At 62.7% G+C, this 25,189-nt stretch carries 24 protein-coding genes; 6 read left to right on the top strand and 18 right to left on the bottom strand.

Features of this window, described 5'->3' with window-relative positions:
* Positions 1 to 255: 255 nt before the first annotated feature.
* Positions 256 to 1,203, top strand: a complete 948-nt coding sequence (locus NKI50_RS28475; protein WP_352718306.1) for an IS110 family RNA-guided transposase — start codon at positions 256 to 258, stop codon at positions 1,201 to 1,203.
* A gap of 14 nt (positions 1,204 to 1,217) precedes the next feature.
* Here NKI50_RS28475 and NKI50_RS28470 read toward each other — a convergent pair whose 3' ends face one another.
* From NKI50_RS28470 to NKI50_RS28410, 13 genes are all read right to left on the bottom strand, one after another.
* Positions 1,218 to 2,063 (bottom strand): EamA family transporter, encoded by an 846-nt coding sequence (locus NKI50_RS28470; protein WP_352642891.1) that lies wholly within the window; start codon positions 2,061 to 2,063, stop codon positions 1,218 to 1,220.
* 7 nt (positions 2,064 to 2,070) lie between these two features.
* Positions 2,071 to 2,985: an endonuclease/exonuclease/phosphatase family protein gene (locus NKI50_RS28465; RefSeq protein ID WP_352484616.1), complete on the bottom strand. Its 915-nt coding sequence runs from the start codon at positions 2,983 to 2,985 to the stop codon at positions 2,071 to 2,073.
* A 110-nt stretch (positions 2,986 to 3,095) separates the two neighbouring features.
* Positions 3,096 to 4,646, bottom strand: coding sequence for a cation:proton antiporter (locus NKI50_RS28460; RefSeq protein WP_352484618.1), 1,551 nt, complete (start codon positions 4,644 to 4,646; stop codon positions 3,096 to 3,098).
* Between the two features lie 143 nt (positions 4,647 to 4,789).
* Positions 4,790 to 5,854 carry an ABC transporter ATP-binding protein gene (locus tag NKI50_RS28455; protein ID WP_023719045.1) on the bottom strand — a complete coding sequence of 355 codons (1,065 nt, stop codon included), beginning with the start codon at positions 5,852 to 5,854 and terminating at the stop codon, positions 4,790 to 4,792.
* Positions 5,855 to 5,869: 15 nt separating this feature from the next.
* Positions 5,870 to 6,664 carry an ABC transporter permease gene (locus tag NKI50_RS28450; protein ID WP_352484656.1) on the bottom strand — a complete coding sequence of 265 codons (795 nt, stop codon included), beginning with the start codon at positions 6,662 to 6,664 and terminating at the stop codon, positions 5,870 to 5,872.
* Complete coding sequence (locus NKI50_RS28445; protein ID WP_352494690.1) at positions 6,661 to 7,554, bottom strand: ABC transporter permease; 894 nt, start codon at positions 7,552 to 7,554, stop codon at positions 6,661 to 6,663. Before NKI50_RS28445 ends, NKI50_RS28450 begins: the two co-directional genes overlap by 4 nt.
* Before the next feature lie 72 nt (positions 7,555 to 7,626).
* Positions 7,627 to 8,733 (bottom strand): ABC transporter substrate-binding protein, encoded by a 1,107-nt coding sequence (locus NKI50_RS28440; RefSeq protein WP_352642888.1) that lies wholly within the window; start codon positions 8,731 to 8,733, stop codon positions 7,627 to 7,629.
* 244 nt (positions 8,734 to 8,977) lie between these two features.
* A complete protein-coding gene (locus tag NKI50_RS28435) occupies positions 8,978 to 10,150 on the bottom strand; it encodes an iron-containing alcohol dehydrogenase (RefSeq protein ID WP_352590548.1) in 1,173 nt (390 codons plus the stop codon).
* Positions 10,151 to 10,187: 37 nt separating this feature from the next.
* Entirely contained in the window at positions 10,188 to 10,679 is a 492-nt protein-coding gene (locus NKI50_RS28430; protein WP_352590545.1) for a DUF2569 domain-containing protein, read from the bottom strand.
* Positions 10,680 to 10,721: 42 nt separating this feature from the next.
* Complete coding sequence (locus tag NKI50_RS28425) at positions 10,722 to 12,110, bottom strand: aldehyde dehydrogenase family protein (RefSeq protein ID WP_352642886.1); 1,389 nt, start codon at positions 12,108 to 12,110, stop codon at positions 10,722 to 10,724.
* Positions 12,111 to 12,247: 137 nt separating this feature from the next.
* On the bottom strand, positions 12,248 to 13,618 hold the full coding sequence (locus tag NKI50_RS28420) for a glutamine synthetase family protein (protein WP_352642882.1): 1,371 nt from the start codon (positions 13,616 to 13,618) through the stop codon (positions 12,248 to 12,250).
* Between the two features lie 84 nt (positions 13,619 to 13,702).
* Positions 13,703 to 15,271, bottom strand: a complete 1,569-nt coding sequence (locus NKI50_RS28415) for an amino acid permease (RefSeq protein ID WP_352484627.1) — start codon at positions 15,269 to 15,271, stop codon at positions 13,703 to 13,705.
* A gap of 22 nt (positions 15,272 to 15,293) precedes the next feature.
* Positions 15,294 to 16,118: an N-formylglutamate amidohydrolase gene (locus NKI50_RS28410; protein ID WP_352642878.1), complete on the bottom strand. Its 825-nt coding sequence runs from the start codon at positions 16,116 to 16,118 to the stop codon at positions 15,294 to 15,296.
* Positions 16,119 to 16,263: 145 nt separating this feature from the next.
* Between NKI50_RS28410 and NKI50_RS28405 the strand changes: the two genes are divergently transcribed.
* The 3 genes from NKI50_RS28405 (at position 16,264) to NKI50_RS28395 (ending at position 18,957) form a co-directional block, all read left to right on the top strand.
* Positions 16,264 to 17,091, top strand: a complete 828-nt coding sequence (locus NKI50_RS28405; protein ID WP_023719035.1) for a MurR/RpiR family transcriptional regulator — start codon at positions 16,264 to 16,266, stop codon at positions 17,089 to 17,091.
* A 516-nt stretch (positions 17,092 to 17,607) separates the two neighbouring features.
* Positions 17,608 to 18,423 carry an SDR family oxidoreductase gene (locus tag NKI50_RS28400; RefSeq protein ID WP_023719033.1) on the top strand — a complete coding sequence of 272 codons (816 nt, stop codon included), beginning with the start codon at positions 17,608 to 17,610 and terminating at the stop codon, positions 18,421 to 18,423.
* A gap of 39 nt (positions 18,424 to 18,462) precedes the next feature.
* Complete coding sequence (locus NKI50_RS28395) at positions 18,463 to 18,957, top strand: MaoC family dehydratase (RefSeq protein WP_031194015.1); 495 nt, start codon at positions 18,463 to 18,465, stop codon at positions 18,955 to 18,957.
* Positions 18,958 to 18,984: 27 nt separating this feature from the next.
* On the opposite strand, the gene NKI50_RS28390 is transcribed toward NKI50_RS28395, so the two are convergent.
* A complete protein-coding gene (locus NKI50_RS28390; RefSeq protein ID WP_352642875.1) occupies positions 18,985 to 19,686 on the bottom strand; it encodes a hypothetical protein in 702 nt (233 codons plus the stop codon).
* Positions 19,687 to 19,879: 193 nt separating this feature from the next.
* On the opposite strand from NKI50_RS28390, the gene NKI50_RS28385 reads away from it, so the two are divergent.
* On the top strand, positions 19,880 to 20,521 hold the full coding sequence (locus NKI50_RS28385) for a TetR/AcrR family transcriptional regulator (protein ID WP_352590534.1): 642 nt from the start codon (positions 19,880 to 19,882) through the stop codon (positions 20,519 to 20,521).
* Positions 20,522 to 20,712: 191 nt separating this feature from the next.
* Entirely contained in the window at positions 20,713 to 20,952 is a 240-nt protein-coding gene (locus NKI50_RS28380; protein ID WP_352484636.1) for a DUF680 domain-containing protein, read from the top strand.
* Between the two features lie 100 nt (positions 20,953 to 21,052).
* Here the strand turns inward: NKI50_RS28380 and NKI50_RS28375 are convergent, their stop codons facing one another.
* The 4 genes from NKI50_RS28375 to NKI50_RS28360 are packed head-to-tail and all read right to left on the bottom strand — an operon-like array spanning position 21,053 to position 25,188.
* On the bottom strand, positions 21,053 to 21,277 hold the full coding sequence (locus NKI50_RS28375) for a hypothetical protein (protein WP_023719028.1): 225 nt from the start codon (positions 21,275 to 21,277) through the stop codon (positions 21,053 to 21,055).
* A gap of 53 nt (positions 21,278 to 21,330) precedes the next feature.
* Positions 21,331 to 21,909 (bottom strand): sarcosine oxidase subunit gamma, encoded by a 579-nt coding sequence (locus NKI50_RS28370; protein ID WP_023719027.1) that lies wholly within the window; start codon positions 21,907 to 21,909, stop codon positions 21,331 to 21,333.
* Positions 21,902 to 24,895, bottom strand: a complete 2,994-nt coding sequence (locus NKI50_RS28365; protein WP_352718300.1) for a sarcosine oxidase subunit alpha — start codon at positions 24,893 to 24,895, stop codon at positions 21,902 to 21,904. Before NKI50_RS28365 ends, NKI50_RS28370 begins: the two co-directional genes overlap by 8 nt.
* Positions 24,892 to 25,188 carry a sarcosine oxidase subunit delta gene (locus tag NKI50_RS28360; RefSeq protein WP_023719025.1) on the bottom strand — a complete coding sequence of 99 codons (297 nt, stop codon included), beginning with the start codon at positions 25,186 to 25,188 and terminating at the stop codon, positions 24,892 to 24,894. The genes NKI50_RS28365 and NKI50_RS28360 overlap by 4 nt, the downstream gene beginning before the upstream one ends.
* Between the last annotated feature and the right edge of the window lies 1 nt (position 25,189).

Genomic DNA, 25,189 nt, shown 5'->3' with positions numbered 1-25,189 from the left:
CCAAGCCGTGCTGGGTGTGGCCTTCTCATTTCTTTATTTTTTGTTTTTTTTTTATTTGTGCCGGGCGCGCGTCCTTCGCCGGGGCGGCCCCCGCGCCCCCCCCCCCCCCCCCCCCCCCCCCCGGGAGGGGTGGGATCGATGAACCGTCGGTCGTGATGGACCGAGCTAGAGTATGATCGCCCCTCTCTTTTCCATGAGGCCTGAACGGATAGCCGGGCATAACGGCCCGGATGACAAGCACGGGACACGGAAAAGATGACGGCAATCATAGCACGAACGCTCGGAATCGACATCTCGAAAGATCGCCTCGACGTCCATCTCCTGCCGGAAGGGACGGAGCGGCAATTCGCCAATGACGCAAACGGCCTGCGCGAGCTGCTGCGCTGGCTGGCTCCGCTTGCCCCCAACCGCATTGTCTACGAAGCGACGGGCGCCTACCACCGGCTGCTCGAGTGCACGTTGGGTGCCAAGGGCCTGCCGCTGGTCAAGATGAACCCGCAGCACACGCGCGCTTTCGCGAAGGCCGCCGGCCGACTGTCCAAGACCGATCGCATCGGCGCCGCCATGCTCGCCCGCTTCGGCGAACTGATGACGCCGCAAATCCGACCAATCCGCGGCGACACCCTTGATACGCTTTGCGAACTCGTCGCAGCGCGCCGCGCATTGGTCAAGGACCGTACCGCCGCCCAGAACAGGCAGAAGAACCTGACCATCCCGCTTTTGAAGCGCCAGGCCGAGCAGCGGCTCAGGCAAATCACCACCCAGATCAATGCGATCGACGCCGAATGTCGTACGCTGGTCGCCCGCGAGCCAGATCTTGTCCGTCGCTTCGACATCCTCACCAGTATCCCAGGCCTTGGCGAAGTCACAGCCTTCGCCATCATCGCCGACATGCCGGAGTTGGGAACCCTTGCCAACAAACAGGTCGCAAGCCTCGCCGGCCTCGCACCGGTCGATCGCCAGTCGGGGCAGTGGAAGGGCAAGTGCTTCATCCGGGGAGGAAGATCGTCGGTCAGGCAGGCGCTCTACATGCCAGCCCTCGTCGCGGTCCGTTTCAATCAGTCACTCAAGACAAAATACCAAGACCTCCGAGACGGCGGAAAACCTGCAAAACTCGCCATAACCGCCATCATGAGAAAGCTCGTCGTTCTCGCTAACGCCCTCATCAGGGACGACCGGAAATGGTCGCCATCCCTTCCTTGACCAAGACGGATACTCTAGCCGAGCCTGAGCGCAACCACCCCGGCAATGATGCTGAACACCGCCGCACCGCGCCAAGCCGTCATCTTCTCGCCGAGCGCGAACACCGAGATCATCATGGCGAACAGGATCGACGTTTCGCGCAACGACGCTACCGAGGCAATCGGCGCCTTGGTCATCGCCCACATCACGATCCAGTAGGCGCCGCCGCTGAGCACGCCGGTGTAAATGCCTGCCTTCCAGTCGCGCGCCAGCACCGGCAGCGCCTGCGGCCCGCGAAAGACGACGCACAACACCAGCGCCCACAGCGCATCGCAGACGAACAGCCACGCCGCATAGCTCGACGCGGTGGCGGCCAGCCGCGCGCCGCTGCCGTCCGACAGCGTATAGCTGGCGATGAAGATCGATGTGCCCAGCGCGAAGCCGACCGCGCGCAGGTTCAATCTCTCCAGATGCGCGCCGCCGCGAAATGACAGCACCAGCGTGCCCGCCGACAACAAAACGATGCCGAGGATGGCGAGCGGGGCCGGCATCTCGGCAACCACCACAATGCCTCCCAAAGCGGCCAGCAATGGCGCGGTGCCGCGCGCCAGCGGATAGGTCTGGGCGAAATCGCCGGCCTTGTAGGCGCCGACCAGGAACGTCCTGTAGCCCATGTGGAAGACAACCGAGGCGAGGATGTATGGCCACACGTCCGCCTTCGGCACCTCGACAAAGGGCAATGCCACCAGCGCAGCGACGCCCATGCCGAGTGTCATCAGCGTGATCGAGAGGAAACGGTCGAGGTGGACCTTGACCAGCGCGTTCCAGATCGCATGCATGGCCGCGGCGGCAAGCACGGCGAAAAAGACAAACAGGCTCATCGGCGGCTCATCCGCCGCCGGTGCCGGTGGCGAGGGCTGTTTCCAGATCGATATCGACCCTTAGCGGAAAATGGTCGGAGGCGATTTGAACGGTATCGGCACTGACCGAGCGCACACGCCCGGCAAACATGCCGCCGACGAAGCAATGGTCGAGCCGGCGCTTTGCCACTTTGCCGTCGATGGTCTTCACATGGGTATGAAAGTCCGCTGTCGGTTTACCGGCGACAATGGCGGCATCGACAAAACCGTCGAGATAGGCGGCACCGCGATGGTAGGGCGTGCTGCCGACGATGCGGCGATATTCGGCGCTGTCCGGCTCCATGTTGAAGTCGCCCATCCAGATCGCCGCCAGCGGGTTTTCCGGCTCCGTCCCATCATTGCTCCAGTTGCGCGCCGGCTCGTCGTCGGCGCCGCTCCACGGGCCGCCCTCGGATAGGGCGCGGCGATGCTCGGCTAGCAGGTAGTCGATCTGCTCCAGCCGCTCCTCGGCCGCGATATGTGCCAGATGCAGCGAGAAGAATCGCACCGGGCCGGCGGGGGTGCGGATCATGCATTCGAGTGCCGCGTTGCGCGTGTTGAGCGGCCGCAGCGTGCGCCTGAGCGGCAGCGTGTGCAGCCGCGACCAGACGATCGGCAGCTTCGACAGCACCATGGTGCCGAATTGCCGCCGCCGGTTGATGACGCGGCCGTCACGCCGTTCGCCGGCATCCATGTCGAAGGCCGGGCCATAGACCCAATGATAATCGGGCAGCAATTGCGAAAGAAGTTCCGGCTGGTCGTCCTCGTTACTGCGCAGCCAGTGTCGTTCCACCTCCTGCAAGGCGATGATGTCGGCGCCGTCAACGACCTTGGCACAGCGCTCAAGGTCGTAGCGGCCATCGCTGCCGAAGCCGTATTGGATGTTGTAGCTGACCAGCTTCATTGCTTATCCGGCTCAATTTTTGTGATGGCTGTAGCGGTTAGGCGATAGCGACGCAATGTACCGGGCAAATGACCGGGGCTAGGCCAGGCGGCAGCTTGCCTGCGCCCTGCCTAAGTCGTCAGCGGCTGGAACCGCCCCGCCGGCGATGCCGCCAGTTCCGACCAGTCGATCTCTTCCTCCAGCCGGTGATAGGCTTCGTCACCGATCGTCCCGTCGCGGCGCAGTTCCTCCAGCGCATCGCGCTGACGCTTGATGGCATAAAGGCGCAACCTGTCATACTCGGTCGCTGCCTGCGCATCCTCTGGATTTTCGGCGATCGCGCGCTGGGCGGCATATTGCTCGCGCACCGCCGCCGCGGCGCTCGATGTCTTGCCGCTCAACACGTCCAGGGCAGCCTGCATGATGGCGACGCGCGCTTGCGCAACCTCACGGTCGATCGTCTCGTCCGGATCGAGGTCAAGCCAGCGCAGCAACGGCTTCAGGCTGATGCCTTGCAGCACCAGCGTGCCGAGGACAACTGTGAAGGCTGCGAGCACGATCGGGTCGCGGCCGGGAAAATCCTGCGGCAAGGCAAACGCCGCGACAAGGGTGACGAGGCCGCGCATGCCGCACCAGCCAATCAGCACGCCACCGCGAAACGAAGGCGCTTCTCTTTGCCGTTCCGCGTCGCCGAAGCGGGCAAACCACCTGATGATTGCGCCGCAGCCCAACACCCAAACCAAACGCGAAACGATGACGACGGCGAGAACCGCTGCGGCAAACACGAACGCTGCGGCTTGCCCCTCCCCCGCAAGTCGGCCGACGATCGATCGGGCCTGCAGGCCCATCAGCACGAAGGCCAGCACGTTGAGCACGAACACCGCCGACTCCCAGACCGAATAGGTGCTGACCCGCCTCCTCGCCGACATCAGGCGCGGTGCGGTGCGCGCGATGGTCATGGCATAGACGACGATGGTGATGATGGCGGAAAGGCCCAGCCTGTCGGCCAGGATCCAGACGCCGAATGTCCCGGCAAATTGCACCACGGTGCTGCTTGCCGCATCCTCGATTCGGGTGAGCGTCAGCAGCGAGAAGCGGCCAAGCAGATAACCGGCGACAAGGCTGCCGATCGTCGACAGCAGGATCGTTGGAACGGCGCTGCTCAGCAGCACCGGGCCGAGCGCTGCCGTCACCGCGATCCGGTAGATCAAAAGCGCGGTGGCGTCGTTGAGCAGGCTTTCGCCTTGCAGGATGGCGGTGATGCGGTGCGGCACCTTGAACTGCCCGAGCACGGCACTCGCCGCGACCGCGTCCGGCGGCGCCACGATGGCGCCAAGGGCGATGGCCGCAGCGATCGGCAGGCCCGCCATTTTCCAGCCGACCAGCGCAACAGTCACGGTGGTGAAGACGACGGCGCCGAGCGCCAGCAACGCAAGCGGAAGCCTGTATCGGTTGAGGTCGCGCAGCGATGTGTCATAGGCAGCATCCAGAAGCACGGGCGCGATGAACAGGGCAAGCGCCAGTTCCGGGTCGATCTCGATCGTCGGCGCGCCAGGCAGGAAGGCAATCCCCGCCCCGACCAGTGCCAGCAGCGAGGGATAAGGAACCTGCAAGCGTCGCGACAGCCCCGTCAGCGCGACGGCTATCAACAGCAGAACAAGGGTCAGTTCGAAAAGCGCCATGCCCTATCGTAGCGGTGAAGCAGGATTATTGGCAGTGGCAAAGTCGCGCCGTATCGAGGCTGTCCCACAGCTTTTCAGCGCCTATTATGCGTCTGTGGCGCAGCCCGGAAATCGGCCGCGCTGACCTCGCTAGGCGCCCGTCCTTAATGCAGCACCAGCATGTCGCCCGACGAGAAGGAAATCTCGGCCTTTTCGCCAACGGCCGGCGGCGGCGTGGCCGGGCTGTTGAACGTGTCGAGCGAGACCGTGCTGCCGCCGATGCCGACGCGCACCCGGATGACCGAGCCGAGGAAATGCACCTCCGCGATCTCGCCCGAAAGGCTGGAATCGCGGCCGGGATGGCGGCCTAGCGAAATCGCCTCGGGCCGCAGCGCCAACGACAGCGTGTCACCCGACTTCGAACCGTTGAGCTTGCCCTTGAGCGAGACCTCTTGCGAGTTGACGCGCACCTTGCCCGAAGCCGCGTCGGTGACCGTGCCTTCCAGCACGTTCAGCGTGCCGACGAAATTGGCGACGAATTTGGTTGCCGGCCGGTTGTAGATCTCGAACGGCGTGCCGACTTGCTCGGCCTTGCCGCCATACATCACAGCGATGCGGTCGGAAATCGACAGCGCCTCTTCCTGGTCGTGGGTGACGAAGATGGTGGTGATGCCGAGCTTCTTCTGGATCGAGCGGATTTCCTCGCGCAGCGACACGCGCACCTTGGCATCGAGCGCCGACAACGGCTCGTCGAGCAGCAGGAGCTTCGGCTTCGGCGCGATGGCCCGCGCCAGCGCGATACGCTGCTGCTGGCCGCCGGAGAGCTGATAGGGATAGCGATCGCCCATCTGCGGCAGCTTGATGAGGTCGAGCATCTCGGCAACGCGCCTGTCGGCATCGGGCTTGGGCATGCCCGCGACCTTCAGCCCGAAGCCGATGTTCTGCGCCACGGTCAGATTCGGAAACAGCGCGTAAGCCTGGAACACCATGCCGACATTGCGCTGGTTGGGCTTGAGCCTTGTGATGTCCTTGCCGGCCACCACGATCTTGCCGGCGCTCGGCTCCTCGAAGCCGGCGACCATGCGCAGCACCGTCGTCTTGCCGCAGCCCGATGGCCCGAGGAAGGAGACGAATTCGCCCGGCTCGACGTCGAGGTTGAAATCCTGCACCACGGTGGTGGCGCCGAAGGATTTTTGCACCTGCTGTATTGAGAGGAATGGCTCGGCCATGACTTTTTCTTTCGATCAGTTCGGGCGGTTTGCCGATTTCGGCGCGAAGCGCGACAGGATCTGGATCAGCGACATGCAGCCCCAGGTGATGGCGAACGAAATGATCGCCAGTGCCGACGGCTCATAGGCACTGTTGGCGCCGATGTTCTGCAGATAGGGGCCGAAGGCTGGGCGATTCAACAGCGAGGCCATGGTGAACTCGCCGATGACGATGGCAAAACTCAGGAACGCGCCGGATAAGACGGCGATCAGTACGTTCGGCAGGATGATGCGGGCGATGATGGTGGTCCAGCCGGCGCCGAGGATTTGTGCGGCTTCGGTGAGCGTTCTGACGTCGATGGTCCTGAGACCGGTATCGACCGCCCGGTACATATAAGGCAGCGCCAGCACTGCATAGCCGATGACCAGCAGAACATCGGTGCCGCGCGCTGTCGCCAGGAAAGGCAGCGTTGAATTCGAACCGAACATTCTGATGTAGCCGAAGACGATGACGATAGCGGGAATAACCAGCGGCAGCAGAGTGATGAACTCTACGAGCGGCCGCAGATTCGGTAGCCGCAGCCGAATCCAGTAGGCCGTCGGGACAACGAGGAGCACGCCTAAAAGAATGGTGAAAACCGCCACAACGACGGAGTAGGTAAATGTCGTCTGGAAATTCGGATCTTCGAAGACTGAGCGGTAGGCGTCAAAGGAGTATTCCCCGCGCCGCTTACGCAAGGAGAATTCAAAGGTCGCCAAAAGCGGCAGGACAAAATAGGCGGTTCCCACGCCAAAAACGAGCCAAGCCCAAAAGCGGCTGCCTTGCTTCATTTCAGCCACCGCTCGGCTCGCCGTTGGAACAAGATATAGAAGAGGTTGGCCAAGCCGGTGATGACTATCATGCCGAATGCAAGCGCGTAGCCTAGATTCGGATTGTAAAGCACGTCGCCGCGAATCTGCGCGAACAGCTGGATGGGCACGATGTTGAGTGACGGCCCCGTCAGTGCATAGGCTGTTGCGACCGCCCCGAACGCGTTGGCAAAGAGGAGGACCGTCGTACCGAGAAAACTCGGCCATAAGACCGGGATGACCACCATGCGCCAATATTGCCAATTGCTTGCGCCGAGCGTGGCGGCAGCTTCACCCCATTCCTTCTTCAGCCCATCGACCGCCGGCGTGATGATGACAATCATCAATGGAATCTGGAAATAAAGGTAGGTGAGGATTAGGCCCCAAAACGAAAAGATACTGAAGCCGAGCGAATAGATGTTGATGCCGAAAATGTCTCGCAACAGGATTGTCGCCACTCCGAGCCGACCTAGCGTCGCGATGAACGAGAATGCCAGCGGCACGCCGGCGAAATTCGAGGCGACGCCCGAGAAGGTCAAGGTCGCCGAGCGTAACCACGACGGCAAACCTCCGCGAACGACTGCCACGGCCATTGCCAGGCCGATCAAGGCGCCAAGGATCGCAGAAACAAAGCTGATCTGAATGGATACCCAATAGGCCGCCGCGAGCTTGGGTTGCGACAACGCTATGATGTTATCGAGCGTATAGTCGCCAGCTGCATTTTTGAACGCGCCCGCGACCAGCCCTACCGTGGGCAAGATCAGAAAGAGCAGCGCGAAAATGAAGAACGGAGTTACGCCTAACCAATGCAGTGGCAGCCGAAGGCGGCTGATCTCCGGCGCGCCAGGACTGACGCTGGCTGTCTGGGACATTGTGGAATCTGCCATGGAGTTCCCGAAGTTGGCATAGGGTGCCGGGCGGCGAACCGCCCAGCGCCCTATGAATTACTTCACGACGGCGCCAACGATGGCATCCCAGTTCGTGCTGATTTCCTTCTTGGCAGCGTTCTGTTCGTCCAAAGTAGGGAAGACCGCGTTTTCATAGTTCTCGGCGGCCGGCAGCTTGTCCAGCATCTCCTTCGGGATCACGCCCTTCTTGGCGAGATCGTTGAAGCGGATCGGGTGGCAGTAGCCCTTCAGCCAACCGAGCTGGCCTTCGTCCGAATAGAGATACTCCATCCACAACTTGGCGGCATTCGGGTGCGGCGCATAGGCACTGATCGCCTGAACGTAGACGCCTGCGACCACCGCTCCCTTTGGCACGACGATTTCAATTTCCGGATTGCCGGCCATCTTGTCGCGCATGGCAAGCAGGTTGTAGTCCCAGTTCATCACGATCGGCGTCGTGCCCTGGGCGACAGCTGCCGCTTCAGCGTCGACCGGCACGAAGTTGCCGGCATCGTTGAGCTGCTTGAAGAATTGCAGACCCTTGGCGGCGGCGTCCTGGCCGCCGGTACCACCAGCCGCGAGGCCCGAGGCGTAGACCGACATGACGGCGTTGTTCGACGTGCGCGGGTCACCGGCGAGCGCCACCGAGTTGGCATATTCCGGCTTCTGCAGGTCAGCCCAGTCCTGTGGCGCGTTCTGCACGACGGCTTTGTTCACGCCGAAGGCGAGCACGCCGTAGTAGTCGCCGGTCCAGAAGCCATCGGCATCCTTGGCGCTGTCAGGGATCGTATCCCAGGTCGACACCTTGTAGGGTTGGATCAGGTTATCTGCCTTGGCGGACGGGCCGAAAGACAGGCCGACGTCGATGACATCAGGCGCCTGCGGGCCTTTATTGTCCTTGTTGGCCTTGATCGCCTCGATCTCGTCGCCGGAGCCGGCATCGGGATTGAGTTCGTTGACGGTGATCCCCGGATATTTTGCCTTGAAGCCGGCGATGACGTCGCCATAGCCGCACCAGCTGTGCGGCAGCGCGATCGTGGTGAGCTGGCCTTCCGCCTTGGCTGCGGCGACCAGTTCATCCATGGACTGGGCCGACGAGATGGCAGAGGTCGCCATCAGGGCGACGGCCGAAAGGGAAAGCAGTTTTCCCGTGAATTTGAACATGTGTTCTCTCCGTTGAACTGACGCCGTTGGACGCCTGCGATGCGGTATCGTTTTCGTGTGACAGCCAGATGAAAGCTTTGTGAAAGCGATGCCCTGCAGTACGAAAAAGTAAACTCTTTTTAACCGGCTGTAGCAATCGCTACGCCGTTATTTTTCCGGCTAACTAGTTTCGGCCTTGCCTTTCATCCTTTCCCCCTTTCTTCGCCTCGTTTTTCCCAAATGGATTTGCAATGCTGAAGTTGCCTCAGACGGCGCCGGCGATGGCGTTTTCCAGCAGCGTCAGCGCCGCCTTCTTGGTCAGCTTGACCGGGTTGCCGCCGGCGGTCGGATCGACCACCGCCATGTCGGCGATCAGGCCCTTGCGCTTCTTGTCCATGTCGAGCCCCTTGATCAGGCCGGGCAGCGCGTGCGGCACCTTGAGCTCCTTGCGCAGCTTGACGATCGCCTTGGCAAAGCCGTTGAAGCCGCCCTTGATGCCGCAATAGGCGGCGAGCCGGGCGATGCGCGGCTCGATCGCCTCGCGGTTGAAGGCCAGCACATAGGGCATGAACACGGCGTTGGTCATGCCGTGGTGGGTGTCGTAAAGCGCGCCGATCGGATGCGACAGCGAATGAATGGCGCCAAGCCCTTTCTGGAAGGCGGCGGCCCCCATGGCGGCGGCACTCATCATATTGGCGCGGGCAACCAGATCCTTACCATTGGCATAGGCTTTCGGCAGGTTTTCGAAGACCAGCCTGATGCCTTCCACGGCGATGCCGTCGGCCATCGGGTGATAGCCCGGCGCGCAATAGGCTTCGAGGCAGTGGGCGAGCGCATCCATGCCGGTGCCGGCGGTGATGAAGCCCGGCATGCCGACCGACAGCTCCGGATCGGCGATGACGATCGCCGGCAAAAGCTTCGGATGGAAGATGACCTTCTTGGTGTGGGTCGCTTCATTGGTGATGACGCCGGCGCGGCCGACCTCCGAACCGGTGCCGGCCGTGGTCGGCACGGCGATGATCGGCGCGATCGCATCGGCATCGGCGCGCGTCCACCAGTCGCCGACATCCTCGAAATCCCAGACCGGTCGCGTCTGCCCTGCCTGGAAGGCGATCAGCTTGCCGAGGTCGAGCGCCGAGCCGCCGCCAAAGGCGATGACGCCGTCATGCTTGCCCTTCTTGAACACGGCAATGCCGGCGGTCAGGTTGGAATCGACCGGGTTCGGCTTGACCTCGGAAAACACGCCATACGGCACCTTGGCGTCGTCGAGGATCTTCAGCGTCGAGGCCACCACCGGCAGCTTGGCCAGTCCCGGGTCGGTGACGAACAGCGGCCGCTTGATGCCGGTCGCCGCCAGCACCTCCGGCAGTTCCTTGATGCGTCCGGCGCCGAAGCGGACGGTCGTAGGGTAATTCCATTTAGAAACGAGTTTTGTCATTTCGACCTTCTGACTGCTTTCATGCTCTCGGATGTCGTTAATTCACAAAGGTATTGGCCACACGGTCTGACCGCATCATGTACGGAATCCAGATGGCTGCGGCCCAGACCGAACGGTAAATGTCGCGCATCGTTTCTTTATCGAACGCATCATCCAGCGTTGGAAAGCTGTCGGGAAAAGCCAGATACCCGGCCCATGAATCGACAACGGAATATATCGGCATCGCGAATGCCCAAATCATGTACCAGCCGGGGAATATCTGCCAGCGCTTGAACATGAAGAACAATAATAGGGCCGGGGCTGTAAGGTTTAGTATGCCGGATATCACCAATTCGGCAACAATCAGCACACCTTGGGACAAACTGAAGGCCTGCCAGTTCTGTAACATGCCGAGATAGTCGGTATTGTGCAATTGTACCAACCCTAGTATCGGGGTGAGCATCAACCCGAGCATCGGCAGGACAAGCCAGCCGCCGATACCCTCGGGACCTTCACGATCCGGCAGCGCCGATTGTTGCGTATCCGCCATTACTCCCTCTCAACAGCGATCGTTGGCTTGCCGATCGCCACCTTAGATCACCTCGCGCAGATGGTATGATTTCGGCCTGGTCAGATTGTCGTAGCCGATGGCCGACAGTGCCGCACCCTTGCCGGTGTCCTTGACGCCGGTCCAGACCAGCGCCGGATCGAGATAGTCGCAGCGGTTCATGAACACGGTGCCGGTCTCGACGCGGTCGCCGATCGCCGCCGCATGGTCCGTGTCGCGCGTCCAGATCGAGGCCGTCAGCCCATAGGGGCTGTCGTTCATCAGCGCGATCGCCTCCTCATCGTTGCGCACCTTCATGATACCGACGATCGGGCCAAAGCTTTCCTCGCGCATCACGCTCATCTGGTGGTCGACCTGGGTAAGCACTTCCGGCGCCAGATAGGGCGAGCCTTGCCTGTCGTTAGCCACCTTCATGTCGATGTGCGCCTTGGCGCCCTTGCGTAGCGCCTCCGCCTTTTGCTCGCGGATCAGGTCGGCGAAGCGCGCCTGCGCCATCGGCCCCATGGTGGTCGCCTGGTCGAGTGGATTGCCGACGACGTAGTTCCTGGTCTCGGCGATGAAGCCTTCGACGAATTCGTCGTAGACCTTCTCGTGGACATAGACGCGCTCGATGCCGCAGCAGCACTGGCCGGAATTGAAGAAGGCGCCGTCGACCAGATTGGCAACGGCATGGTCCATCTTGGCGTCCGGCAGCACATAGGCCGGATCCTTGCCGCCAAGCTCGAGGCCGAGCGTCATGAAGGTGCCCGCCGCCGCCTTTTCGATGGCGCGGCCGCCGGCGACCGAGCCGGTAAAGTTGACATGGTCGATCTTGCCGGAGCCGAGCAGCCTTTCGGTCTGCGCATGGTTCAGAACGAGGTTCTGGAACAGGCCCTTGGGCAGGCCGGCTCTGTCGAACGCCTGCTGAAACCGTTCGCCGACCAACAATGTCTGTGCCGCGTGCTTGAGGATGACGGCGCTGCCCGCCATCAGCGCCGGCACGATCGTGTTGACGGCAGTGAGATAGGGATAGTTCCACGGCGCGATCACCATGACCACGCCGAGCGGCACCTTCTTCACATAGCGGCGAAAGCCGTCCTTCGGGTTGGAGGCCATGACCGGCTTCAGTGCCGCCTCGGCGATCTCGACCATGTAGCTGACGCGTTCCCTGACGCCGCCGAACTCACCGCCATAGCGCACCGGCCGGCCCATCTGCCAGGCGATCTCCGGCACGATCTCGTCGCTCATGGCGACCAGCGCTTCCAGCATGGCAAGCATGTACTTGCCGCGCTCGACGACCGGCGTCTGCGCCCACTTCTCCTGCGCCGCCTTGGCGCGCTCGACCGCGGCACCGATCGCCTGGTCCGTGGCCAGAGGCCGTTCGGCATAGATCGAACCGTCGATGGGGGATTTTATCTTGACCGTTTCGGTCATGCCTTGGGTCCTCGCATTCTACAATAATTCTCGTTGGTCACGCCGCTCTGGAAGGGACGAAACACCGGCGTTGGCCCCGTTCTTCACAGCGAGCGGGTAAAGGTGAGGGACGGGCGGCGCCGACATTGCCAGGTCATTTAATACCGCTCGAACCCCCTGTGCAGTTCCCAGTCCGTAATCCGGCGGTCGTATTCGAACTGTTCCCAGTGTGCCGTGTGGACGTAGTGTTCCAGCACATCGTCGCCGAGTGCCTGCCTCAGCATCTTCGATTCCACCAGCGTCGCGGTAGCGTCGCGCAATGTCTTTGGAATTTCAGGCAACTGCGAGGCCTGGTAGGCGTCGCCGACGAAGGGCTTCTGCAGTTCAAGCTTTTCATCGATGCCGGCAAGCCCGGCCGCGATCAGCGCGGCGAAAGCCAGATAGGGGTTCAAATCGGCACCGCCGATGCGGCATTCCATGCGGATGCCCTTGGTGCCCTCGCCGCAAAGACGGAAACCGGCGGTGCGGTTGTCCTCGCTCCACATGATCTTGGTCGGCGCAAAGGTGCCGGCCTGGAAGCGCTTGTAGGAGTTGATGTAGGGCGCCAGGAACCAGGTGAATTCCTTGGCATATTTGAGCTGGCCGGCTGCCCATTGCTGGCCGAGCGTCGACAGCGTCCACTCGGCATTTTTGTCGTAGAACAACGGCGTCTTGCCGTCGGCGCTCCACAGCGAATTGTGGATGTGGCTGGAATTGCCGGCGAGCCCGTAATTGTACTTGGCCATGAACGAGATCGCCTTGCCTTCGGACTCGGCGATTTCCTTGGCGCCGTTCTTCAGGATGACGTGGCGGTCGGCCATGTCGAGCGCTTCAGCATAGCGAACATTGATCTCTTCCTGGCCGGGACCCCACTCGCCCTTGGAATTCTCGATCGGAATGCCGGCCGCCTCCATTTCGTTGCGCAGCCGGCGCATGACGCCTTCTTCCTTGGTGGTGATGCCGATCTGGTAGTCGCCGATATAGGGCGATGCCGTCTCGAGGCCCTGCCAGTGCTTCCTGCGGGCGGAATCGTAGGTCTCGCTGAACAGGTAGAATTCGAGCTCGGACGCGAAATAGCCGATATAGCCGCGCTCCTGCAGCCGCTTGACCTGCTTCTTCAGCATGGCGCGCGGCGAATGCGCCAGGTCGTCATGGGTGTGGTGGTCGAGCACGTCGCAGATCACCAGCGCCGTCTTCTCCAGCCACGGAATGCGCCGCAGCGTCGCAAAGTCCGGCTTCATGACGAAATCGCCATAACCCTTCGACCAGCTCGCCGCCTTGTAGCCGGGCACCGGTTCCATATCGATATCGGCGGCCAGCAGGTAGTTGCAACCATGCGTCTCGTCATGCGCGGAATCGACGAAGTACCGGGCCAGGAACCGCTTTCCCACAAGCCGCCCCTGCATGTCGACGATGCAGGCCAGCACGGTGTCGACCTCACCGCTGGAAACCGCTTGCTTCAACTGATCGAACGAGAAATTTCCGGCCATTCTTACGGCACTCCAGCGCTTGTCGTTTTGAAAAGGGAATGAAACCATGGCCGGCGCGATGCCGGCCATGGTCATGAGAGAGCGTCAGGCGCCGGCTTCGCCGACAGCTATCTCGGCTGCCTTGATCGCCGCCTGGCGCTTCGCGATCTGGTCGCCGATGGGCGGACCCTGGAAGCGGCGGTTCTCGAAACCGAACCAAAGCACCGCAGTCAGTACAATGAAGCCCAGGGTGATATAGAGCACTTTGTCGTTCGGCGGCTGGATGGCGATGTAGAAGATGATCGCCATGCCGATGACCGACAGGATGCAAAACAGCTTGAACAGGCCGGCACCGAGATTCCATGGGCCGGGATTCGGCCATTTCGCCGTTCCGAAAGCCATCATGCCGAGCGCGATCGGAATGGTGAAGGACAGGAACAGGAACACCAGCGTCGAATTGACGACGATGGTGTAGATGTTGGTGCCGCCGATCGAAATGAACTGGGCAAGAAAGACATAGATGATCTCGAGGATCGCAGCTGTCCAGATGGCATTGACCGGCGTGCGCCAGGTTGGGCTGACTTTGGCGAGCCCGGCCGAACCGACCGGCATGCCGCCGTCGCGAGAGAAGGCAAACAGCATGCGCGAGGCCGAGGTCACCGTAGCGAGGCCGCAGAGGAACTGCGAGATCAGGATGGCCAGATAGAGCAGTGTCTTTAACCATCCTGGCAAGATCGCGTTCATGGTTTCGAAGAACACGGCCCACCCTTGCTTGGCGCCTGCCGCCATATCCGGAATTGCCAGCACGATCGCGCACAGCATCACCCAGCCGATCAGCGACGACCAGAGCACGGATGAAACGATTGCCCGCGGAACCGAGTGCGCCGCCCTCAACGTTTCTTCCGAGGTATGCGCCGACGCATCATAGCCAGTAATGGTGTAAACCGGCAGCAGCAGGCAGAGCAGGAAGAGATACGTCATGGAATCGGACTGCGGGAAAACACCGCCGCCCGCATCGCCCGAATAGTTCGTGAACGTCCACAACCGGGTGATGTCGATCGCTGGAGCAAACACCAGGCAGGCGACGATCAGCACCGCCGTCGCTCCGAGAATCAGGAAGCCGGACGCATCCGTCAGCATGGCGGTCAGCTTGATGCCGAAATGGTTGAACAGCGCCTGAAGGACCGTGATAATGGCAACAAAACCAACGACTTGAGCCGGAGACGCAACACCGTCGGTGGTAAGCCCTGCGCCGAAGGTCCCGTAGAAAAACAAAGACGTTCCGATGTTGATCGCGCCGAGCACGGTGATCAGGCCGAGCAAATTGAGCCATGCGGTAAGCCAGCCAGTGAAACGGTTCCCCAGAATGGATGCCCAGTGATAGAGGCCGCCGGCGGTCGGAAATGCCGAGGCGATCTGGGCCATGGCGAGCGCGAAAAATCCCGAAACCATGCACCCGACGATCCAGCCGATACCAGCGCCGGCGCCACCGATGGACGATGTCGCCTGCGCGAAGGAATTGATGCCGCCTGAGAGGATGCAGATGATCGAGAACGAGATCGCGAAATTCGAGAAGCGGCTCATGCTTCGCGACAGTTCCTGAGCATAGCCCATTCCGTGGAGAACTTTCAGGTCCTCCTTCTTGTCACCTTCGCTGTAACCCGGTGCTACCATTTTGAAGTCCCCTTTTGGTTTCTTAGCTGGCCGATTGAACTGACTTTCCGACTGCGCTTGGTCTGGAGGCCTTGGCCGCTTCGGGCTCCAGATTGAGAAAAATACCCGTGAGCAGATCCGCCCATTTCCGCTGCCCGGCTGCGCCGGAGATCTCGTCGTTGCGGATTTCGATCATTGCGCAGGGCAGCCCGCGCGAGCGGGCATGGCGTTCCAGCGTGAAATAGACGCGGTCGGCCGGCGAATAGGGTTCGTTGACGCCGACGGTGACGCCGGCGACCCGCTGCAGCGCCGCGATCAGCGGCGCCGCCAGCCGGCGGTCCTCGTCGTGGATAACGCCGATATGCCAGGGCCGGCTGCTGCCCTTGTAGACCGGGGTGAAAGAATGGACCGAGACCAGCCGCGTCTCCCGTCCGGCCGCCAGGCGCTCGTCGATGATCGTCGCGATCCGGTCGTGGAACGGCCGCCAAGCGAGCGCGATGCGCGCCTCCCGCTGATCGGCCGAAAGCCCCTGATTGGCCGGGACCACGGTTTTTTCGCTGGCGCTGACCGTCACTATCAGGTCCGGTGCATCGAGCGGGCGGTTGCAGTCGATGACGAGCCGCGAAATGCAGGTCTCGACCAGCGTCGCATCGAGTGCCTCGGCCATGCGGCGCGCCACCGGCAAGGCGCCGGGATCCCAGGCGATGTGGCGGGAAAGCTCCTCGGCGGCAAGTCCGAGCGTTCCGAATTCCGGCGGCAGGAATTTGGAGGCGTGGTCGCAGGTTAGCACGAAAGGACTCAATCCGCCGGGGTTCGTCACCCTTACGGTTTCAGGCGATGCAAGGCTGGCGGGCCGTGCTGTCTCCATTGTCTGCCGTCCCCGGGGAGCGCTGTACCGTATGTTACGTATTTTGCCTCATTGCGTCCCTACGGATGATTTCATACAGTTTGGCCGGCTTTGTCAAACGCGATTTCGATAATGCGGTAACGGCCCGGCCAGGGTGGGGAAAAACATGGTTTCCAGCATTGCCGAACTGATCTCCGACCGCATCGGCACCATGCCGGCCGGCGAGCGGCGCGCAGCGCAAACGCTGATCGCCAGCTATCCGCTGATCGGGCTGAAGACGGTCGCCGAATTCTCGGCTGCCGCCGGCGTATCGTCGCCGACGATCCTGCGTTTCGTCGCCCGGCTCGGCTTCCAGAACTATCCGGAATTCCAGTCGGCGCTGCAGGACGAACTGGCGGCGCAATTGCAGTCGCCGGCCTCGCGCACGCTCAATCCGCCATCGCCGGGCAGCAGCGCCGTGTCGCCGATGCTGGAAGCGACGCTCGACAATATGCGCGAGACCTTCCGGCACCTTTCGGATAAGCAGCTTGCCGACATCGTCGCCAAGCTGGCCGACCGGCGCGGCAAGACATTCCTGATCGGTGGCCGCTTCACCGACCCGCTGGCGCGCTACATGGCCGCCCACCTCGCCATCATCCAGCCCAACGTTTTTCACCTCGGCGGGCAGGAAAGCGTCTGGCGCGACCGGCTGATCGACATGGGTAAACGCGACGTGCTGGTGATCTTCGACATCAGGCGCTACCAGGACAGCCTTGTCCGCTTCGCCGAGACGGCCAACCAGCGTGGCGTGCAGATCGTGCTGTTTACCGACCAGTGGCTGTCGCCGATCGCCCGCTTCGCCCGCCACGTCATCGCCGGGCGCACCGCCGTGCCTTCGGCCTGGGACTCATCCGCCGCACTTTTCGTCGTCGTCGAAACGCTGATCGGCGCCGTCACAAGGCAGCTCGAGGCCGACGGCACCAAACGCATCCGCGAGTTGGAAAGCCTACGGTAGAGCGGCCCTTCGGGCGAACGGTCTTCGTTGGGGTCTAGTCAACCAAAAGGCTGACCATCTGCAGGATCAGGATCAGCAAAAAGACGCCAAAGACAGACGCAAAGACCGCTGCCAACAGGACGATGCGTTGTTTCTTACCCACAGCTCCCTCGGGAAGGCATAGCTCCCCCACGATCACGAACGTCAGTCCTGCCTATCGCTCGGCTACCGTCCCAAGTCCTCAAGATCTGCCTGCGGCTTGGGCGGAGGAGTAATGACGAGTTGCTTCACGCGCGAAATGAACCGCTGGCCAAGGTGCTCGCTTAGGGGGACGGCTGCATCATTCATCCGACCCATGTCACGGCCGAATGACCACCTTGCTGCTGGGGCTTAACCATTTCAGCCGCAAGGCGTGCCATCGCCCCACTCCAGCTACTTTACCCGTGGCAAGGGTGATCGAAGTTCGGCTAGCCTTGGCGACGCGAAGCCGCTCATTGACCCACCATCAAACAGCGGTGAACTGCGCGGAGGAATTCGATGAGCTATCTGGACGAGCTGTTCTCAGTCGCCGGCAAGACGGCGCTGGTCACCGGCGCCGCCACCGGCATCGGCCGCATGGCGGCGACCGCTCTGGTCAGGGCCGGCGCCTCGGTGATGATTGCCTCGCGCAAGGGCGAGGATTGCGCCAAGGTAGCGGACGAGCTGAACGGGCTTGGGGCATCCGGCCGGGCCGAGGGTTTCGCCGGCGACGTCTCCAGCGAGGCCGGCATTGCAGCGCTTGTCGCCGAGGTCAGGGCGCGGACCGAACGGCTGCATATCCTGGTCAACAATGCCGGCATCTCCTGGGGCGCGCCGCTGGAAAGCTTTCCCTATCATGCCTGGGCCAAGGTGTTCGGCGTCAACGTCACTGCGGTCTTCTATGTGACGCGCGAATTGCTGCCTCTGCTCGAGGCTGCTGCCAGCGAGGCCGACCCGGCCCGGGTGATCAATCTCGGATCGGTGATGGGCACGCAGCCTTTGGCCGAAGACGCTTACTCCTACTCGGCCTCGAAGGCTGCGGTTCACCACCTGACACGCATCCTGGCGATCGAGTTGGCCGCCCGACGCATCACCGTCAACGCCTTTGCGCCCGGCCCTTTCCAGAGCCGGATGACGGCCTTCGCCACCGGCACCGAAGACCAGGCAAGACATGTCGGCAACCACGTTCCGATCGGCCGCATCGGCGCGCCGGATGACATTGCCGGCGCAACGCTCTATTTGTGCAGCCGTGCCGGCAGCTATGTCACCGGCGCCATCCTGCCGATCGATGGCGGGCAGTCGGTGCAACACGGGCTGACATTGTTCAAGGAATGAGACGCACGCCATCCGGCGAGTGAAATGCCGGGGGTGAAGATGGAGGACATCAGCGTGGAACCGATCAGTCTCGATGTGCTTCTGGCCAACGTCGGCAAGGAAGTCGGCGTGTCGCCATGGCGGGTGGTCACGCAGCGCATGATCGACCAGTTCGCCGATGCCACCGACGACCATCAGTTCATCCATTGCGATCCGGAGCGCGCCAGGCGCGAGACGCCGTTCGGCGGCACCATCGCGCACGGCTTCCTGTCGCTTTCGCTGTTGTCGGCAATGACCTTCGAAACCATGCCGCCGCTGGAAAACAGCAAGATGGGCGTCAATCACGGCTTCGATTCGCTGCGCTTCCTGGCGCCGGTGAAAACCGGCTCGCGCATCCGCACCCGCTTCGTGCTGGCCGATGTCAAGGTCAGGCCGTCGGGCTGGGTGCAGACTGCGCACGACGTGACGATCGAGATCGAGGGCTCGAAAAAACCGGCGCTGACCGCGCGCTGGCTGACGCTGACGCTGATCGAACGCCAGCCGGAAGCGGTTTGACTGGCATCCGGGCCTGGGAACCTAAATCTATTTGGGTTCGGCCGCGACGTACTTCATGTGGCGGCTCACCTGCAGCGCAATGTAGACGACCAATGAGCAACCGATTGGGAACACGATCTCGTTGAGGCCGGTTGCGATAGCCTGTGGCAGTGCCAGAGCAGCGTCGTTCGCCGCGGCCGTCTCAATCGTCAGCACCGTGATGCCGCCACCGAATACCGCGCCTATCAGGGCGCCTGCCAGCGCGAAATGAAGCGGTCGGGGTTCTTCCTTCGATGCCAGCGACGCCAGTATCCAGCCGAGCAGCCCGTATTCGATCGCCCGCAGGACGCCCAGCGTCGTGAGCGACAGGATGGCCGGCTTTGCCGCCGCGTCGAGCGCGCTGACCATGACCTTTTGCGTCCCCTTGGCGATGCCCATGGCCAGCGGTGCCGAGATCGCGGCGATCAGGCCGCCGAGCGAGGCTCGCACTTTGGCGAGCGCCGTGCCGAGGCTGACGCCGGCGCAGACGAAGAACGACCAGGTCACGCCTTGCGCCAGTTCGATCAGGATCAGCGTCGTCGCCGGGTAGGAACCTGCCGCAAATCTGACGGTCAGAATGAGAGCCTCCATGGCGAAGCCGAGCGCGATCGCCAGCCATGCGACCATGACGACGCGCCTGAGCGCCATCCTGGCGCGATGGGAAAGCGGGTTCACGTCCGGCACGCCGGACGAAAGCTCAGTCAGGGCCATGTTGGCCTCCCAGATCACAATTCTTGCAGAGCCGCGAATTAGCGTTTGTCTGTAACAGTCCGATGTTGCCGGCTTTATTGCCGGGTTACATCGTTTTGTGACGTCAAGCTTCTGCTTCGTGCCACCCTTGCCCGACGTCGTACAGCGTATATATGCTGCATCCAGCCATCAGTTATTAAAGGCAGTCGAACAATTGCAGCTAAGCGTCCAGGAGCGCCGCGAAAAACAAAAGGCCGAACTGCGTTCCGAACTTGTCGACGCCGCGCACAAGCTTGTCCAGGAAGAAGGCTATGACGGCCTCACCATCCGCAAGCTCGCCAAGCGCGTCGGCTATGCGCCGATGTCGGTCTATTCCTATTTCGCCGACAAGCAGGACATCCTGTTCGCGTTGGCCGAAAACGCCTTCGAGACCCTGGCCAGGCACATCGAAAATCATACGGCCGACGACCCGATCGAGGCGCTCAAGGCGGTGCTGGTCGAATATGCCGCCTTCGGGCTCGAGAATCCCAACGAATACCGCACCGTCTTCATGACCGAAAAAGTCAGGCCGCCGGCCGGCAAGACGTTCGCCGAAATGCAGAGCGGCAACCCGGCGATGAAAGTGCTGATCGAGAGGGTCGAGGCCTGCGTTGCCGCCGGCAGGCTCAAGGGCGATCCGCGCGCCATCGCCACCATGCTGTGGGCGGTCGGCCACGGCGCCATCTCGCTGCTGATCACCTTCCCGTTCTACCCGTTCGGCGACCAGACGACGTTCATCACACGGATCGGCAACATCATGCTCGAAGCGATCGCCGCGCACGAGATTGCGCCCCTCGGCCCGCCGGTCAACTGCTGAGGAGCGGCGCTCCTCCCGATCTGTAAAATCTTTCTCCGAACGATCCGCGCTCCGGTGCCGAGCGTCCGGCAATTCCTGCGCCTAATTTCTCCGTACGTGTACGATTTTTGCTTGAACTCCCTCAGCCTTGGGCGTATCTGTACGCAATACCGTACATGTACGAATTCACTAGCTGGAACCGGAGACCGATCATGAAGAAGGCAATTCTCACGCTCGCCGCCCTGCTGGCGCTCTCTGGCGCCGCAATTGCCGGCAGCAATCAGACAGGCAAGCAAGAAGCGGCCTGCATCGACACCAAGACCGATGTGAAGCTCGATTGCGCGCCGACCGGATCGCTTGAAAATGCCGATACCGAGACCCACAAGGCCGGCAGCAAGGGCCCGAGGCTCGGCATCGGCATCGACCCGTGGATCGTGCCCAGCAGCTTCTGAGCCGACCGGCGATAATATGCGGCGATGAACCGAAAGGGCGGCAGCAATTTCCGGCCGCCTATCTTGCCGGCCTCAGCCCTGCTTTATCGCGCCGTGCAGATCACTTCTTACGCTTCTGTCCCGCCACCCTCTTCGCCTTGCCGGGTCTTGCCGGCGCGCCGGGAATGGCCGTTCCGGTGATCGACACCGGATCGCTGGCCGGAAACGTATCCTCGAGGCCTTCCTCGAGTTCCTCTTCGACATCCGCCTCAGTGCGCTGCTCGTGTTCGAAAGAGCGCACGGCCGGCGTCTTGGCCGGCAACTTCGGCGCGGAGTTCGACGGCATTTGCATTCTCCCTCGGCTCGCTGTCGCAGAACTGCTGGGCGCGGCGAACATTGCTATGCTGCCGCGTCGCGCGCTGCCTCCGACAGAAAAGTAAAGACATAGTCGGAGAAGGAACGCCAGCATTCGACGCGGAACGCGTCGGCCGCCGTGCGCAACAGCACGATTTCGACCTTGCCGAGAATGGTGCGCGATGCCGCCCCGATCGGAAAGGCGTCGAGCGACAAATCCTGCGGGCAGCCGGCATTGATCGTCGTCGCGGCAGCCGGTCCGGTGACCGATACGGCGACGTTGCGGTGCGAGATGCCGACCGCCGAATGCAGCGCGGAAATCTTGGCGCAATCGGCGAGTGGATCTTTGCCGCTTTCATCGATGACCAGCCATTCGTCCGGCCCGAGCCACAAGGCGGTCCGTCCAGCCTTTGCCGCCGAGGTTTTCGGCCTTAGCGGCAGGGCGATGCCAAGTGCTTTCGAAAGTGCCGCGATCGAGGCGTCCGGCGCGCGCAGCGATATGCGTTCGGCCGGCGGCAGCACGACAAGTGTGACGCCGGTGGCGGAAAGCGACTGGCCGGCGACAGCCGGACGGCGTTCGACCGACGGCCCGGCGACGGCGGTTTTCACAGCGGCCTTAGCCATTGAGGCGCTCCCCCTTCTCGTCGAAGAACACCATACCGGTGACCTCCACCTCAATCACCCCGTTCGGCATCGGTACATAGAGCGTCTCGCCCATGCGATCGCGGCCGCCGGCGACCAGCCCCAGTGCGATCGAGCGGCCGCAATTTTGCGACCAATAGCTCGACGTGACATGGCCGATCATCTTCATCGGGATTGCCTGCTTCGGGTCCGCGACGATCTGCGCTCCCTCCTCCAGCACCACCTTGGGATCCCTGGTCTTCAGGCCGACAAGCTGCTTGCGGCCCTTGGCGACCAGATCCGGCCGCGCCATGCCGCGAATGCCGACGAAGTCGGCCTTCTTCTTGCCGACCGCCCAGTCGAGCCCGGCGTCGTTCGGCGTCACTGTGCCGTCGGTATCCTGGCCGACGATGATGTAGCCCTTTTCGGCGCGCAGCACATGCATCGACTCGGTGCCGTAGGCACAGGCGCCATGCTTCTGGCCCTCGGCCCATAGCGCTTCCCAGACCGCCTCGCCGTAATCGGCCGGCACATTGACCTCGAAGCCGCGCTCGCCGCTGAACGACATGCGAAACAGCCTGGTCGGTACGCCGCAGATCCGGCCTTCGCGCACCGACATATGCGGCAGCGCCTCATCCGACATGTCGATGCCCTCGACCAGCGGTGCGATGATGTCGCGAGACTTCGGCCCCTGCACGGCAATGACCGCCCACTGCTCGGTGATCGAGGTCAGCCAGACGTTGAGATGCGGGAACTCGGTTTGGAGATAGTCCTCCATATGGTTCATGACGCGCGGCGCGCCGCCGGTCGTCGTCGTCACGTGGAAACGGTCCGCAGCGAGTCTTCCCACCACGCCATCGTCATAGATGAAACCGTCCTCGCGCAGCATGATGCCGTAGCGGCAGCGGCCGGGCTCGAGCTTCTCCCATGGATTGGTGTAGAGCAGTTCCATGAATTTGGCCGCATCCGGCCCGACCACCTCGATCTTGCCCAGCGTTGACGCGTCGAACAGGCCGGCCGTCTTGCGCACCGTGACGCATTCGCGGTCGACGGCCGCATGTATGTCCTCGCCCGGCTTCGGGAAATACCAGGCGCGCTTCCACTGGCCGACATCCTCGAACATCGCGCCTTGACGCTCGGCCCAGGGATGGATCGCCGTCTTGCGGGTCGGGTCGAACAGGGGACCCCGCGCGAGCCCGACGATCGAGCCGAACGTCACCGGCGTATAGGGCGCACGGAACGTCGTCAGCCCTACCTGCGGGATCGGCTTGCCCAACGTCTCGGCGGCAATCGCCAGGCCGTGCATGTTGGAGGTCTTGCCCTGGTCGGTCGCCATGCCGTTGGTGGTGAAGCGCTTGACGTGCTCGATCGAGCGCATGCCCTCATGCACCGCCTGGCGGATGTCCTTGGCGGTGACGTCGTTCTGGAAGTCGACGAACGCCTTTACCGTCGTTTCTGCCCCGGCGCCGGGCGCCGCACCCAGCATGCCGCGCGACCAGCTCTCGCCGGCATCGACTTTCGGCTTGGTGCCCTTGGCTGGCTTGCTGCCGGCTTCCTTGGCCGCCTTGACGCCCGCTGCATAGGCCTCGTCGATCGTCGCCGACAGCCCGTCCGTGCCGTTGCAGGCGCCGACCGAGACGCAATCCTGTGCATAAATGCCGGGCACGAAGCGCTTGGTCTCGTCGTTGAAGGCGACCTTGCCGCGCGATTGCGAGAACAGATGCACCGACGGCGTCCAGCCGGCCGACATCAGGATTGCGTCAACCGGGATGGTGCGTTCGCCGCCGCCATTCTTCGGCTGCACAGTCATCGACGACACCCGCAGCTTGCCGCCGGCGCGGATCACCGCGCGACCGAAATTAACCTCGATGCCAAGCGCCCTCGCCTCGTCGATCGCCGGCCCGGTCGGATTGTCGCGCAGATCGACGATCGCCGCCACGTTGATGCCGGCCTTCTTCAGGTCGATCGCCGCCGCATAGGCGGAATCGTTCGCCGTATAGACGCCGATATTCCTGCCGACCGCGACGCCGTAATGGTTGAGATAGGTGCGCGCCGCCGACGCCAGCATGACGCCGGGACGGTCGTTGTCGGCAAACACCATGTGGCGCTCGATGGCGCCGGTCGCCAACACCACGCGTTTGGCGCGAACCTGCCACTGCCGCTCGCGCGGCAGGTCGCGGCCGGGGCTCTGCAGATGGTCGCTGACGCGCTCAACCAGTCCGACGAAATTCTGCGCGTAATAACCGAAGGCCGTGGTGCGCGGCAGTACGCGGACATTGTCCATCGCGCTCAACTTGGCGAGAGCGGATTGCGCCCAGGAAAAGCCGTCCTGGCCTTCGATCTTCGCCCCGCTCTCGAAGCGAAGGCTGCCGCCGAATTCCGCCTGCTCGTCGGCAAGGATGACGCGCACGCCGGTTTCGGCGGCAGCCAATGCCGCGGCAATACCCGCCGCACCACCGCCAAGCACCAGCACCTCGCAATGGGCGAAGCGCGCCGAATAATGGTCGGGATCCGGCTGGTCGGGGGCGACGCCGAGACCGGCCGCGGCCCGGATCTTAGGCTCGTAGAGGTTCTTCCACGCAGCCTTCGGCCACATGAAGGTCTTGTAGTAGAAGCCGGCCGAAAGCATCGGCGAGGCGATGCTGCTGACCGCACCGATGTCGAAGGCGAGCGACGGCCAGCGGTTCTGCGACTGTGCCGTCAGCCCGTCATAGAGTTCCTGCACCGTGGCGCGGACGTTCGGCGTCTTGCGTGCCGCGTCGCGCTTGATCTCGACCAGCGCGTTCGGCTCTTCGGCGCCGGCCGACAGGAAGCCGCGCGGCCGGTGGTATTTGAACGAGCGGCCGACGAGATGGACGCCATTGGCAAGCAGCGCCGAGGCCAGCGTGTCGCCCTCGATGCCGGTATAGGGGCGGCCGTCGAAGCTGAAGCCAGCTATCTTTGCCTGCTTGAGCCGCCCGGCGCCGGCAATGCGGAACGTCGCGCTCATTTGGCGGCTCCCGGCAGCTTCGCCGGCTTTGGCTCGCCGGCCTTGTAGGTCATCAGGAACCTGTCGCTGACGGTGTCGCGCACGGCGTTGAAGAAGCGCGCGCAGCCATGCATGTGCCGCCACCGCTCATAGATGATCCCCTTGGGATTGGAGCGGATGAAGAAGAACTTTTCGAAGTCGTCGTCGCTCTCGCCGGCGATGTTTGGGGAACGCGCAATATGCGCCTCACCGGCGTTGCGGAATTCGAGCTCGGGACGCTCTTCCTCGCAATAGGGGCAGCGGATGAGAAGCATG

This window comes from Mesorhizobium sp. M0563 (assembly GCF_040321065.1).
Taxonomy (GTDB): domain Bacteria; phylum Pseudomonadota; class Alphaproteobacteria; order Rhizobiales; family Rhizobiaceae; genus Mesorhizobium.
The sequence above is the reverse complement of the archived record's forward strand: the minus strand, read 5'-3'. Positions and strand labels throughout refer to the sequence as shown.

Coding starts and splice junctions, on each gene's coding strand:
- NKI50_RS28475 (WP_352718306.1), top strand. CDS start 256: ATGACGGCAATCATAGCACGAACGCTCGGAATCGACATCTCGAAAGAT.
- NKI50_RS28470 (WP_352642891.1), bottom strand. CDS start 2,063: ATGAGCCTGTTTGTCTTTTTCGCCGTGCTTGCCGCCGCGGCCATGCAT.
- NKI50_RS28465 (WP_352484616.1), bottom strand. CDS start 2,985: ATGAAGCTGGTCAGCTACAACATCCAATACGGCTTCGGCAGCGATGGC.
- NKI50_RS28460 (WP_352484618.1), bottom strand. CDS start 4,646: ATGGCGCTTTTCGAACTGACCCTTGTTCTGCTGTTGATAGCCGTCGCG.
- NKI50_RS28455 (WP_023719045.1), bottom strand. CDS start 5,854: ATGGCCGAGCCATTCCTCTCAATACAGCAGGTGCAAAAATCCTTCGGC.
- NKI50_RS28450 (WP_352484656.1), bottom strand. CDS start 6,664: ATGAAGCAAGGCAGCCGCTTTTGGGCTTGGCTCGTTTTTGGCGTGGGA.
- NKI50_RS28445 (WP_352494690.1), bottom strand. CDS start 7,554: ATGTCCCAGACAGCCAGCGTCAGTCCTGGCGCGCCGGAGATCAGCCGC.
- NKI50_RS28440 (WP_352642888.1), bottom strand. CDS start 8,733: ATGTTCAAATTCACGGGAAAACTGCTTTCCCTTTCGGCCGTCGCCCTG.
- NKI50_RS28435 (WP_352590548.1), bottom strand. CDS start 10,150: ATGACAAAACTCGTTTCTAAATGGAATTACCCTACGACCGTCCGCTTC.
- NKI50_RS28430 (WP_352590545.1), bottom strand. CDS start 10,679: ATGGCGGATACGCAACAATCGGCGCTGCCGGATCGTGAAGGTCCCGAG.
- NKI50_RS28425 (WP_352642886.1), bottom strand. CDS start 12,110: ATGACCGAAACGGTCAAGATAAAATCCCCCATCGACGGTTCGATCTAT.
- NKI50_RS28420 (WP_352642882.1), bottom strand. CDS start 13,618: ATGGCCGGAAATTTCTCGTTCGATCAGTTGAAGCAAGCGGTTTCCAGC.
- NKI50_RS28415 (WP_352484627.1), bottom strand. CDS start 15,271: ATGGTAGCACCGGGTTACAGCGAAGGTGACAAGAAGGAGGACCTGAAA.
- NKI50_RS28410 (WP_352642878.1), bottom strand. CDS start 16,118: ATGGAGACAGCACGGCCCGCCAGCCTTGCATCGCCTGAAACCGTAAGG.
- NKI50_RS28405 (WP_023719035.1), top strand. CDS start 16,264: ATGGTTTCCAGCATTGCCGAACTGATCTCCGACCGCATCGGCACCATG.
- NKI50_RS28400 (WP_023719033.1), top strand. CDS start 17,608: ATGAGCTATCTGGACGAGCTGTTCTCAGTCGCCGGCAAGACGGCGCTG.
- NKI50_RS28395 (WP_031194015.1), top strand. CDS start 18,463: ATGGAGGACATCAGCGTGGAACCGATCAGTCTCGATGTGCTTCTGGCC.
- NKI50_RS28390 (WP_352642875.1), bottom strand. CDS start 19,686: ATGGCCCTGACTGAGCTTTCGTCCGGCGTGCCGGACGTGAACCCGCTT.
- NKI50_RS28380 (WP_352484636.1), top strand. CDS start 20,713: ATGAAGAAGGCAATTCTCACGCTCGCCGCCCTGCTGGCGCTCTCTGGC.
- NKI50_RS28375 (WP_023719028.1), bottom strand. CDS start 21,277: ATGCCGTCGAACTCCGCGCCGAAGTTGCCGGCCAAGACGCCGGCCGTG.
- NKI50_RS28370 (WP_023719027.1), bottom strand. CDS start 21,909: ATGGCTAAGGCCGCTGTGAAAACCGCCGTCGCCGGGCCGTCGGTCGAA.
- NKI50_RS28365 (WP_352718300.1), bottom strand. CDS start 24,895: ATGAGCGCGACGTTCCGCATTGCCGGCGCCGGGCGGCTCAAGCAGGCA.
- NKI50_RS28360 (WP_023719025.1), bottom strand. CDS start 25,188: ATGCTTCTCATCCGCTGCCCCTATTGCGAGGAAGAGCGTCCCGAGCTC.